Annotated in this window: 8 protein-coding genes; 2 read left to right on the top strand and 6 right to left on the bottom strand. The window is 41.9% G+C overall.

Annotated elements, in window-relative coordinates:
* Nucleotides 1–40 precede the first annotated feature (40 nt).
* The 4 genes from ACRWQL_RS05440 to gltB form a co-directional block, all read right to left on the bottom strand.
* Nucleotides 41–733, bottom strand: coding sequence for a 5'-methylthioadenosine/adenosylhomocysteine nucleosidase (locus ACRWQL_RS05440; RefSeq protein WP_226410728.1), 693 nt, complete (start codon nucleotides 731–733; stop codon nucleotides 41–43).
* Between the two features lie 162 nt (nucleotides 734–895).
* The gene (locus ACRWQL_RS05435; protein WP_434940268.1) at nucleotides 896–2,194 is read right to left on the bottom strand and encodes an amidohydrolase family protein; all 1,299 of its coding nucleotides are present in this window, start codon (nucleotides 2,192–2,194) and stop codon (nucleotides 896–898) included.
* 215 nt (nucleotides 2,195–2,409) lie between these two features.
* The gene (locus ACRWQL_RS05430) at nucleotides 2,410–3,816 is read right to left on the bottom strand and encodes an FAD-dependent oxidoreductase (RefSeq protein WP_434952693.1); all 1,407 of its coding nucleotides are present in this window, start codon (nucleotides 3,814–3,816) and stop codon (nucleotides 2,410–2,412) included.
* 5 nt (nucleotides 3,817–3,821) lie between these two features.
* Entirely contained in the window at nucleotides 3,822–8,270 is a 4,449-nt protein-coding gene (gltB, locus tag ACRWQL_RS05425) for a glutamate synthase large subunit (RefSeq protein ID WP_434952692.1), read from the bottom strand.
* Nucleotides 8,271–9,155: 885 nt separating this feature from the next.
* On the opposite strand from gltB, the gene ACRWQL_RS05420 reads away from it, so the two are divergent.
* The gene (locus ACRWQL_RS05420; protein WP_434928550.1) at nucleotides 9,156–9,521 is read left to right on the top strand and encodes an Hpt domain-containing protein; all 366 of its coding nucleotides are present in this window, start codon (nucleotides 9,156–9,158) and stop codon (nucleotides 9,519–9,521) included.
* Nucleotides 9,522–9,686: 165 nt separating this feature from the next.
* A complete protein-coding gene (gene oxyR / locus ACRWQL_RS05415; protein WP_434928551.1) occupies nucleotides 9,687–10,607 on the top strand; it encodes a hydrogen peroxide-inducible genes transcriptional activator OxyR in 921 nt (306 codons plus the stop codon).
* Between the two features lie 106 nt (nucleotides 10,608–10,713).
* Here oxyR and ACRWQL_RS05410 read toward each other — a convergent pair whose 3' ends face one another.
* A complete protein-coding gene (locus ACRWQL_RS05410) occupies nucleotides 10,714–11,733 on the bottom strand; it encodes an adenylate/guanylate cyclase domain-containing protein (protein ID WP_434952691.1) in 1,020 nt (339 codons plus the stop codon).
* Nucleotides 11,734–11,970: 237 nt separating this feature from the next.
* Nucleotides 11,971–12,639 carry a DNA mismatch repair endonuclease MutH gene (gene mutH, locus ACRWQL_RS05405; protein WP_434952690.1) on the bottom strand — a complete coding sequence of 223 codons (669 nt, stop codon included), beginning with the start codon at nucleotides 12,637–12,639 and terminating at the stop codon, nucleotides 11,971–11,973.
* Nucleotides 12,640–13,152: the final 513 nt, after the last annotated feature.

Raw genomic sequence — 13,152 nt, 5'->3', positions numbered from 1 at the left:
TCGCAAACTCATACCGTTAAGGGTTAACCTTGTTGTGACATTACAATTGTTGCAGCAGTGCCATGACCATCATAGCCGAATGATGGCCTGCTTTAATGATGTACGAGTCAAAATCGACAGGTGAGTCATTATTAGCATTGTCAGACAGTGAGCGAATGATCACAAACGGGGTGTTAAATTGGTGACAAACCTGTGCAATAGCAGCGCCTTCCATTTCACATGCTGCCATTGTTGGGAAGTTAGCACGCATGATTTTAGTGCGCTCTGGATCGCAAATAAAGCTGTCGCCAGTACAAATTAACCCTTCAATAGCCTTAACTTCACCGAGAGATGAAACCGCTTGTTGTGCCGCTTTGACTAATTCAGCATTTGGAATGAATGCCGCAGGTTGCTGTGCCATTTGGCCAATTTCATAACCAAATGCGGTGACATCAACATCGTGGTGACGCACTTCAGATGATATAACAATATCACCAATGGCTAAGTCATCAACAAATCCGCCCGCAGAGCCGGTGTTAACTACATGACTGACTGAAAATTTTTCAATCAGTAACGTTGTCGCAATACTTGCGGCTACTTTGCCAATGCCTGAGCGGGTAACAACCACGTCTTTATCTGCAATTTTACCACTTATAAACTCAATACCGGCAATGGTGGTATGCACAGGAGAATGAATAGCTTGGACAAGATGAACGACTTCGGGCTCCATAGCGCCGATAATACCGATTTTCATGGGGGTGACCTTAAACAGTTTTATGCAAATTTATTAGGCCAATAATATACCATGCAGAAGTGTGCTTTGTGAAAAACTCAATCTAATATAAAACGATAAAACGACAAACTGCGGCTATAGCCACAGTTTGTCTGGTTGTTGATACAGCCAGCTATCCCCGAACTATTTTTTATAAACAATACCGTCTTTCATCACAAAGCTGACGTTTTCCATCAGGCTGATGTTTTCAAGGGGATCACCATCAACCGCAATAATATCGGCTAAAAAGCCTGCTTTAATTTGACCCAAGTTTTGTTGTTTTAATAACGCGGCACTATTGATGGTCGCGGCTTGCAATGCTTGGATGGGCGTCATACCAAACGTCACCATACGCGAAAACTGTTTGCCATTATCACCATGGGGATAAATGGCTGCATCAGAGCCAAATACCATTTTAGCGCCGGCTTTGACGGCTTTTCTGAAACTGTCACGCTGCGCTTGTGAAACCTGCTTTTCTTTATTGATATTCGCTTCTGGTACACCATTAGCCTCACCAAATGCTAAGGTATACTCGGTATTGTAAATATCGCAGGATAAGTAAGTTCCAGCATCAATAGCCATCTTAATCGCTTCAGCATCCATAAAGCTGCAATGCTCAATACTATCAATTCCCGCTTTGATCGACGCTTTGATGCCACTCGTTCCATGGGCGTGTGCTGCAATGACCATGCCTTGCATATGGGCTTCATCCACAGCGGCTTTAATTTCTTCATCGCTTAATTGCTGAATACCGACTTGTGTCCCTTTTGAGAATACGCCGCCAGTGGCACATATTTTAATTGCATTAGCGCCGTACTTGATGTTTTCGCGCACTTTTGCACGCACGGCCCATGGACCATCGGCTACGCCCTGTGCTTTTGACTGTTTTTCTGGGGCAGAAAAGTTGTCGTCGCAATGGCCTCCGGTCACGCTAATGGCGTGACCTACCGCCCAAATGCGCGGTCCGATAATATCGCCGGCGTTAATACCGTCACGTGTAGCAATGACTGAGTAACCCGAAGCACCTAAGTCTCGCACAGTGGTAAAGCCTGCCATCAAGGTTTTTTGGGCATTTTTAACTGCTTTTACTGTTTGACGGGGCACGGAATCATTTTGAGCTTCGAGAAAGTTATCATCAGCATCACCAGATAAATGCACATGCATGTCCATTACCCCTGGCACTAAGGTTTTACCGCTTAAATCAATGACGGTGTAATCCTGCTGATTGGTGATATCAGCTTGTTTAGTGACTTTACTGATTTGATTGTCAGTGACAATAATCGCCACATCTTTAACAGTTTTACCTTTGGCTACATCAACATAGGCATCGGCAATAATAAGCGTATCCTGTGCTAAAACAGCACTTGAAACAGATAAACCTAAAGCGAGAAGTAGGGCGTTATTTATGGTTGATTTAAGTGAAGTCGATTTTAGTAAGGCCATTAGATATGGCTCCTTTATTGTTATATGAGATTCAAAGGATTGGAATTTATCATACGCTATGTTTAAGAAGGGTTGTTATCAATAAGTAGCTGGTTGGTAGGTGAGTTTGTAACAGGGTTTGTCGATTTTATGATTTCCAAAAAAGGAGATGAGTTATCAATAGACAAAAAAAAGCACACCAGAAGGTGTGCAAATTCACAAGTAAACTCTTTTGTTTAGTCAATAAAGTTTAAAATGCCTAATGCAGCATCACGCCCTTCGGCAATAGCGGTAACCACTAAGTCGGACCCTCTGACCATGTCGCCACCAGCGAACACTTTTGGGTTAGTGGTTTGGAATGGATTGGCATCAGATTTTTTCGCTTTAACTAATCCCCATTCATTGGTTTCGATTCCAAAATCATCAAACCAAGCCGCAGGGCTGGCCTGGAAACCAAACGCCACAATAACCGCATCAGCTTCTAGTACTTGCTCGCTGCCGGCAATCACTTCTGCACGACGACGTCCAGAGGCATCCGCGTCACCCATTTGGGTTTCAACGCATTCAATACCCACTACCACGCCATTATCAGCTGTAACAGCAACCGGTTGGCGATTAAAAAGGAATTTAACGCCTTCTTCGCGGGCATTTTGAACTTCACGTGCAGACCCTGGCATGTTGGCCTCATCACGACGATAAGCACAGGTGACGCTTTTGGCGCCTTGTCTAATCGCTGTTCGAACACAATCCATGGCAGTGTCACCACCGCCTAGTACAACCACATTTTTGCCTTCTAGGCTAATATAAGGCGTGCTGTTGTCATTTGTGCCCATCACTTTGTGAGTGTTGCCAATCAGATAAGGCAAAGCTTGCAATACACCCTGTGCATCTTCATTAGGTAACTTAGCTGGCATTGCCGTGTAAGTTCCCATGCCTAAGAAGACCGCATCGTATTGGTCTAATAAACTTTGAAAACTGATATCTTTGCCAATAGTGGTATTCAATTTAAATTGAATACCCATACCTTCCATTACAGAGCGACGGGTGGCCATAACTGTTTTATCTAACTTAAATGATGGAATACCATAGGTTAGTAAACCACCAATTTGAGGGTATTTGTCATAAACTACCGCTTGTACACCGTTACGGGCAAGAATGTCAGCACAACCAAGACCAGCAGGGCCGGCTCCAATAATTGCCACGCGCTCTTTACGCGGGGTTACATTGGATAAGTCTGGACGCCAGCCTTGGGCTATCGCGGTATCGGTAATGTATTTTTCTACGCTGCCTATAGTGACTGCACCAAAGTCATCATTTAAGGTACATGCACCTTCACATAAGCGGTCCTGTGGACACACTCGGCCACAAACTTCAGGTAGCGTGTTGGTTTCATGCACCAAATCTGCCGCTTCCATTATGCGTCCTTGTTTGGCTAGCTCAATCCAGTTAGGGATGTAGTTATGCAGCGGGCATTTCCATTCACAATATGGATTACCACAGTCTAAGCAGCGATCGGCTTGAGCACTGACTTCTGGCTGGGTGAACGGCTGATAAATCTCAATAAACTGAGTCGCACGTTTTTCTGCCGCGTGCTTGGTTGGGTCAATACGACCCACTTCGATAAATTGAAAATCATTACTCATGTTTATTATCCCGCCTTAACAGCTAATTCAGGGCTTTTTTGCTCGATTTTTAATAGATCAGCAACGGCAACATTTTTAGGTTTAACCATGACAAAGCAGTCTATCCAATTGTCAAAATCACTTAAAATCAAATGGGCATGCTCACTGCCTGTTTCGGCAACATGAGTTTCGATTAAGCCTCTTAAGTGCTGGCGATGAATGGTTGATTCAACTTTCAAGGTATCGACTAACTCAGTATTGACACGGCGGTTGAAGCGGCCGAATTGATCAAATACATAAGCAAAGCCACCAGTCATACCAGCGCCGAAGTTCACCCCGGTTTTACCCAATACGACAACAATACCGCCGGTCATATATTCACAGCCGTTATCACCTAAGCCTTCTATAACCGCAATGGCGCCAGAGTTACGTACTGCAAATCGCTCGCCCGCTTGGCCTGCGGCAAATAATTTACCGCCAGTTGCACCATATAAACAGGTGTTGCCAATAATGGCACTTCGTTCACTTTGGAACGGACTACCTATCGGCGGGTGAATAACAATCTTGCCACCCGACATACCTTTACCAACGTAATCATTGGCATCGCCACACAGTTTCAAGTTTAACCCTGGGCTATTCCATACCCCAAAGCTTTGACCTGCGCTGCCAGTAAAGCCCAATGATATTGGCTCTTTAGTGCCTGCTACACCATGTAACTTGGCAATGTAACCCGACAGTGCAGCACCCACAGAGCGGTCGGTGTTATTAATGGCATATTGATAGGCATAGCTATCACCTTCATCAACGGCTTTTTTGCAATCAGCTAGCAGAGTCTGGTTAAGTTGACCAATATCTAGCGGCGGATTAATTTCTTTCCACGTGAGTGATGAAGTGCTTGGCACGACAGGTTTATACAGAATGGGTGATAAATCTAGACCTTGCTGTTTAGCTGTCTGGCCTTCAAGGGCATATAACCATTCGCTACGACCCACTAAGTCTTCAAATTGACTGACACCCAGTGCGGCCATCCACTCTCGTACTTCTTCGGCAACAAATTCAAAGTAAGTCATAACACGTTCAGGTAACCCATGATAATGGTTATCACGTAAGTTCTTGTCCTGAGTTGCTATGCCTGTGGCACAGTTATTAAGATGACAAATACGCAAGTATTTACAGCCTAATGCGATCATAGGCACGGTACCAAAACCGAAACTTTCAGCACCTAAAAGTGCAGCTTTAATGACATCGGTACCGGTTTTTAGGCCACCATCAACTTGTAAACGAATTTTATGGCGTAGGCCATTTTCAACTAACGACTGTTGAACCTCAGCTAGGCCTAATTCCCATGGAGAACCGGCATACTTCACTGATGTTATCGGGCTTGCGCCTGTGCCGCCGTCATAGCCTGAAATGGTGATCATATCGGCATAGGCTTTAGCCACACCGGTTGCAATGGTGCCAACACCAGGCTCAGAAACTAACTTTACTGAGACCAAAGCGGTAGGGTTAATTTGTTTTAAATCAAAAATCAGCTGGGCTAAATCTTCAATTGAGTAGATATCATGGTGTGGTGGTGGGGAAATAAGCGTGACACCAGGACGAGCATGGCGTAATCCGGCAATTTCAACACTGACTTTATGGCCCGGTAATTGACCGCCTTCACCCGGTTTTGCCCCTTGAGCAACCTTGATTTGCAATACATCTGCGTTAACCAGGTAATGCGCGGTGACACCAAATCGACCAGAGGCAACTTGCTTAATGGCAGAGTTACGTTCAGTGTTAAAGCGACGTGCATCTTCACCACCTTCACCAGAGTTAGAGCGACCGCCTAAACGGTTCATTGCCACAGCAAGCGCTTCATGAGCTTCAGGGCTTAGCGCACCGATACTCATAGCCGCGCTATCAAAGCGGCTAAATAAATGACTTGCATCTTCTACTTTGTCTAACTCAATTGCGGCTAGTGAGCCTTTCACGCCAATCAAATCACGTAGAGTCGCAATAGGACGTTCATCTACTAATCGGGCAAATTGTTTGTATGCAGGATAATCTTTATTTTTCAAAGATGCCTGTAAGCTGTTTACCACATCAGGGTTGAAGCTGTGGTATTCGCCACCCTCGACATACTTAAGTAAACCACCTTGTGGCAAGGGGACATGCGCACGATATGCCGCGGTATGAAGTACTTTTTGATCGTCAGCAATATGGCTAAAACTTGCCCCTTCAATACGACTGATCACGCCTTTAAAGCATAATTCAATCACATCACTGGCTAGACCGACGGCTTCAAATTGTTGACTACAACGATAAGAGCCCACAGTACTGATGCCCATTTTTGACATGATCTTACGCAGGCCCTTTTCAATGCCATAACGGAAGTTAAGCATTAAGGACGTCACATCTTCAATGGCGTGTTTTTTAGCCATCGCCGCAATGGATTCATAGGCTAGGTATGGATAAATTGCCGTGGCACCAAAACCAATTAATACTGCAAAATGATGCGGATCACGTGTTGACGCCGTTTCAACAATAATGTTGGTGTCACAACGTAAACTTTTGTCGACTAAACGGGTCTGTACTGCGCCAACAGCCATTGCTGCAGGGATCACCTGGGCGTTTTTATCGACAGCGCGATCAGATAAAATCAACAAGGTGGTGCCACTGCGTGCAAAACGCTCAGCTTCATCGGTAATACGATGAATAGCTTGTTTGAGCGTTTCATGGGCATCGTAGTTTAAATCAACGGTATTGGCACGATAGTTAGTACTGTCTAATCCCAATAGTTGATTAAAATCGCTAAACAATAAAATGGGCGAGTTAAACATCACACGGTAAGCATTACCTGTGGTTTCGCTGAATAAATTTTGTTCACGTCCGACACAAGTGGCGAGCGACATAACGTGTTTTTCACGCAATGGATCAATCGGTGGGTTAGTGACCTGGGCAAACTTTTGACGGAAATAATCATACAATGATCGTGATTTTTTCGACAACACAGCCATGGGAGTATCATCACCCATTGAACCGATAGCTTCTTCGCCTTTGCTGGCTAATACCCATATCACTTGTTCAAGTTCTTCACGGGTAAAACCAAATTGCTTTTGATATTGCAATAAGGTTTTGGCATCAAAACGGCTTGAGCCTTGTTTTGATGGGTCGATGCTTTCAGCAGGTATCAGAGTTTGACTGTTTTTAGCCATCCATTCTTTGTATGGGTGGCGACGTTTTAAATCGTTATCAATTTCAAATGACTGATGTAAACGGCCATTTAAGGTATCAAGCACCAGCAATTCACCTGGGCCTACACGGCCTTTTTCAATCACTTCATCAGCAGCATAATCCCAAATGCCCACTTCAGAGGCTAAGGTAAGAATACGGTCTTTAGTGATGACGTAACGAGAAGGGCGTAGGCCATTACGGTCAACTGCACAAGCCGCATAACGACCATTGGTCATTACGATACCCGCAGGGCCATCCCATGGCTCCATGTGCATAGAGTTAAAGTCATAAAATGCTTTTAATTCATCATCCATTTCTGGATTTGACTGCCATGCTGGTGGAATAAGCAAACGCATTGCGCGGTATAAATCCATTCCGCCAGATAACAACATTTCTAGCATGTTATCTAAAGAGGATGAATCAGAACCGGTTTCATTCACAAAGGGAGCCGCTTGTTGTAAATCAGGCAACAAAGGTGAATTAAACTTATAAGCACGTGCACGGGCCCATTGGCGGTTACCAGTAATGGTATTAATTTCACCATTGTGGGCTAAATAACGAAACGGTTGTGCTAAAGGCCACTTAGGCGAGGTGTTAGTTGAAAAGCGCTGGTGAAATAAACAAATCGCGCTTTTTAATCTGATGTCGGCAAGATCGCTATAAAATGACGGTAAATCAGCAGGCATCATCAAGCCTTTGTAGACAATGACTTGACCCGATAAACTGGCAACATAAAAATCATCGTCATTGGTAATTTGTTGTTCAAGACGACGACGCGCCATATACAAGCGGCGTTCTAAATCTTTTTCACGCCAACCTACAGGTGCATTTATTAGTACCTGGTAAATTTGCGGTAAACTGTTGCGACCAATTTCGCCCAGTACATCTGGATTCACAGGCACTTTACGCCAGCCGGCAACACTTAATGTTTCTCGTTGTAATTCTTTTTCTAAAATAAACTTAGCTTCGTCAGCTTTTTGCTGATCTTGACTTAGAAAAAACATGCCCACAGCAAACTTACGGCTTAAGTGCCAGTCATTTTCAGCTGCTATTGCTTCAAAAAATTCGGTTGGCATTTGCATTAATAGACCACAGCCATCACCTGTACGTCCATCGGCTGCAATACCACCACGATGTTTCATGCGATCGAGTCCATGAATTGCAGTGCGCACGATTCTATGGCTGGCGTCGCCATCCATTTGCGCAATCAATCCAAACCCGCAATTGTCCCGCTCGAAACTGGGATGATATAAGCTCATACAAAAAACCCCCTAAAACCTCTAACTAGATACGACTCGGGGTAAATGTGAAGAAATTCCATAGATATGCACCCGAACCTCTCAAATTAAACTGAGTTTGTACAAAGGTCAAACGCAATTATTGCATGGTTGTGAAATTTTATTACTAAATAACTGTAATATTGCATCAGGTTTACGTTAACGTAAACTGTGTTATTTTCTGTATAACCTTATGAATAAAAAGAATTTTAGAATGTCTGTTTATATTTAATAACTTTTTAGTAACAACTGCCTTGAATTGTTTTTGAAATAAAAATAGTGAATTTTATTTCAAATACAGTCTCAATGGCCACCAATTGGTTTTTTGACTAAATATTCACTTTTAGTAATTTAAAATATGCTGATTTTGTTTAAAACATTAACCCAAAGGCGATATGACCTCGATTTTATCAGTGGTTGTGTTGGTTTTCTTTGATTCAAATCTAAAACAACTGTTTGATTTACTTTAATACCTCGAGCTGTTTTGTTTCTAAAATAGCTTAATTAGATGCTTAGCTCTATGTTATTTGAAGGTCGAGTTAATGCCGCTAGTTAATGAGATAAAATGGACCGTATAACTCAGTAATAAAAGGCGTGAAAGCTATTATCAGACTATATTAAGTTTGTTTCGCTGCTATTACGCTGTTCAATTTTCATCATCTTAAACCTAGATTATAGTGCGAATTGTTAAGATGTTTTTTTAAGCATGGGATAAGGTTGTTTATTTAATTGTTATCAAAATGTTGCACTTAGCAGGTTTGAGAGGCTTACATCTAGCAAAGCTTGCATAGGGGCAAGGACGGGGTATTATAAAGCTAATTTTATAGGCTTAGACTTAGAATTTTAAATTAATTAGAGGTGCCCTAAATGTCCGTAACGCCGTTAGATGCAATTTTGGATTTGAACACGCTTGAGCAATACATCAGTGCAATCGGTGCTGGTACATTATTGAAAAGTGTTGTGTTGTTCGAACAATTGATGCCTGAGTATCTTGGTTGTTTGATTAAAGCTAACGATGACGGTGATAAAGAGGCCTTGTGTTCTGAAGCGCATAAGTTTAAAGGTGCAGCGGGTTCTGTTGGTTTAAAGCGTATTCAACAGTTTGCTCAGCTGCTACAGCATGGCGAAGAAGCTAAGTGGGCAGATGAACACAAAACTTGGTTAGCTGAAATAGTTGATCATGCTGAAAGCGATTTACAGCAACTTAAGTTATTTTTACAAGCTAAAGCTTAAACCCATTCTAGTCTTTTGTTGAACGCTGTTGAAAAATACCCCTCATTTTAGGGGTATTTTTTTCGATTTTTTTAAACTTTGTGTCCTAGTTCATCATGATAACCTTGTTTTTCTGCCGTTGTTAATTCATTATTCAAATTACTATCCTTTGATATAATCGATTATATGAAAAGTCTTCCGAGTTTAAAAAATCTTTATTACCTGACTAACTTACATCAAGAGCAAAATTTTAATCGTGCAGCTAAAATATGTTTTGTCAGCCAGTCGACACTGTCTAGTGGTATTCAGAATTTAGAAGAACAGCTTGGTTATCAATTGATTGAACGTGATCATAAATCTTTTATGTTCACCGCTATTGGTGAAGAAGTTGTTGAGCGAGCTCGCAATATTCTGACCGATGTAGATGACCTGGTTGAATTGGTTAAAAACCAAGGCGCCCCGATGACAGGGGAAATACGTTTGGGCTGTATTCCTACCATCGCGCCATTCTTGTTGAGCAGAGTCGTTAAACTCTGTCAAAAGGACTATCCACAGCTGTCACTATTATTGAAAGAAGATACCACTGAACGTTTATTAGACGCGCTAGCTAAGGGAGAATTGGATTTATTGATTCTAGCATTGCCTGTGGATACGAGTGGGTTTCATAGTATGAAAGTGGGTATCGATCCATTTAAAATGGTGATGCACCGAGAGCTCTCATATGATGTGGTGCAGCCAATTGATTACCAATTGATGCCTGATGAAAGTATTTTTTTACTGCAAGCTGAACACTGTATTACGGGTCATGCTATTACCGCTTGCCAGTTAGGTAATAGTGCAAAAATCAATCCTTTTGCCGCGACTAGTCTACACACGTTAGTGCAGATGGTGGACAGTAAGCTGGGGACAACCTTTTTACCTCAGATGGCTATTGATGCGGGGATTTTAAACGATACTGAACTTAAGGTGATTGACCCACCAGGTGATGCCCCATATCGTGAAATTGGTCTAGTATGGCGTCAAACAACCAGCCGCATAAGTACCTTTAGAACCTTAGGTTTGGCCATGCAGCAAAAATTAATGCCCCAAGCGATGAGTAAATCTTAATATTGTTATTTAACGTAGTGATATAAACACCAGTTGGCTATGCCGTCCTTAGTTATTCAGAGTTCAACAATGACTTTGTACACAGTTTTTTGTGCACAGTTTCAAGTCATATAGATTTTTGTTTGGTACTGACAGCATAGACTTCAATAGGGTGTTGTTTGCCTTTAAGTGGGACTAAACCCAAATCTTTAAGTTGATAGAGGCTGTCCTGCTGCTCTAGGCGATGGGCAACATCTCCTGACAGCAGCATTCTTTGTCCTAATGGGTTACATTGATCTTGCAGTCTTGCCAGTGTGTTTAACACATCACTAAAGAAACTAATCTCTTGTTTGTGTACGCCTACAACCGCAGCGACAACTTGACCACAATGGGCCGCAGCTTTGAATTTAGGCACAAAACCATATTGTTGCTCAAAATACTTTCTTTGCCATTGCAATTCAGTGCAAAACTCAAAGTAAATATTTAAACAACGATCTTCTTTTATGCCTTCTTCAAGTGGCCAGTAAATCAGCACTGCATCACCCATATATCGATAGATTTCTGCATCATTTTTGATCACAGTATCAGCTAATAAACTAAAACTGTCCTGGATCAAGCGTGAGAATCGATAGTCACCCAGTGCTTCAGCATGTGAGGTCGACGAAGCCATATCAAGAAATAGAAATAGGCGTTGTTCATAGCGGGGCCTATGATATTTACCAAGACCAATATTCAATAACACCCTTGGACCAACCAGTAAGGCCATTTGTTCTATAAAGGCCAACCCAACCCTCACAACGACTAAATAAACCACTAATGCTTGAAAAGAAGGGCTGTAAAGAACATGCGCGGTCAGCATTTGTCTTAAGGTAACCATATGATTTTCAATAGCCCACATGTTTAAGTATTGGGTCACATAGGCAATAGTGGTCGCACCTAATAATAGAAATAAGCCCTTAAAAATAACCGAGAAAATATAAGGTAAACGACTAATTGCACTAAAGTCGGCTATTAGATTTGACATCCAATGTAAGCATCCAAAAACACAGCCCATAAAGATAGCTAGAGTCGCAAGATCACCATTGCCAATAGCCCATTGTGGCAGCTCAGGCGTTTGTGCATATCGGAAAAACACAAATGCAGCCATGGCAAAGCACCAAGCTAAAATGGCAAAGATGAGTTTTTTAAGTTGTTTTTTGGCTTTCAAGAGTAAAAATCAGATCCGAGATGAGCATCAAATAGAGCGGCAGTTTAACGAAAAACCCCTACTTGTGTTAGTCGTATTTGTGATCTAGATCAATAGAGTGACAGAAAATGTTTTTTTTAGCTTAATAATGATTAATAGGAGGTTTATTAGTGTTTGCTAAAGTTTATTAATATATTTTTACAAAAATGCATTCTCAAGAATTTGTTGGGTGAAGGATATTTTCAAATAAAATCCACGTGGATTGGATAATTGAATAGCCCCATCTGGACCAATACTTTCGGTTAATGTTTGACTGTTTGCAGCTTTAGGTCGTAATTGCAACACTTCACCATGGCGAGCGGTAATTTTTTCGACTTGCCCCAGAGCAATTTTTTCCATGATTTCCTCCCAATCTTGCTTTAGTAAGGCCATTTCTGATGTTGATGGCGACCAGAGTAGCGGAGTACCAACCCGCCTTTGCCCAACCGGAATATGGCGTTCTCCTTCGATGGGAACCCAAAGGACAGATTGAAGCTTGTGAAACACCACACTTTGTTCCCAAGTGAGGCCATGAATGTCAGTCAAGGGGGCAACGGTAACGTAGGTAGTTTCCAGTGGTTTACCTTTGTGATCAATTGGAATTGTTTTTAGCTCTACTCCTAAATGGATGAAGTCAGGTTCAGGTTTTGAACCGGCTAAGGCACCAAGTTCCATTTCTATTAATTGTCCTACCCAACCTTTATCCCGTTTTAGGTCTTGAGGCACGTTAATCCCATTTTCCAATGCTATGTCAGCTAGAGACACACCGGCCATTTCTTGGGCCCTTTGCATAAGTTCTGTCAGACTTTGTGGTGATGGTTTTGGCATAACATTTAAGCTGATCATGTTGAGTTATGGCAGTAGATTATCAATATTAGCCTCTAGTGCAACCGTTTGTGTTGAACAATTGAGAAATACCCTTCAACAGTTTGATGAAATAACTCTGATGAATATAGCGATGTTATTGTAGATTTTAATGGAACAATAACGGGTTGGTTAAATAATAGTCGTTTATTTTGGGTGGTGTTATTTATCCGCCAGAAAGTCATTTAAGTTGATGAAATAAAGCAATTTAACGCATTTTAATTTATGGAGTAATTCGACTTTAAAAAAGTTACACGCTTTTATCCCTAGTCTTTCCCACATAGTTATCCACAGATTTGTTGCATAACATGCTAAAGTTGTTGTCTTTAACCGATGTAAAAGTGTGAGTCAATGACTTTTATGGCCAAAAAAGGCATTTTATTTCAAAAAATCAGTTGTCATTTGTGAATAAGTTTTAGTTATAGCTCTAGTGTCTTGGTATAACTTTGGTGGTGATTAAAAAGTAACCTCTTTTTA

The organism is Shewanella sp. HL-SH4 (assembly GCF_051164845.1).
Classification (GTDB): domain Bacteria; phylum Pseudomonadota; class Gammaproteobacteria; order Enterobacterales; family Shewanellaceae; genus Shewanella; species Shewanella glacialimarina.
Note: the sequence above shows the minus strand (reverse complement) of the source record. Positions and strands in the feature narration are given on the sequence as shown.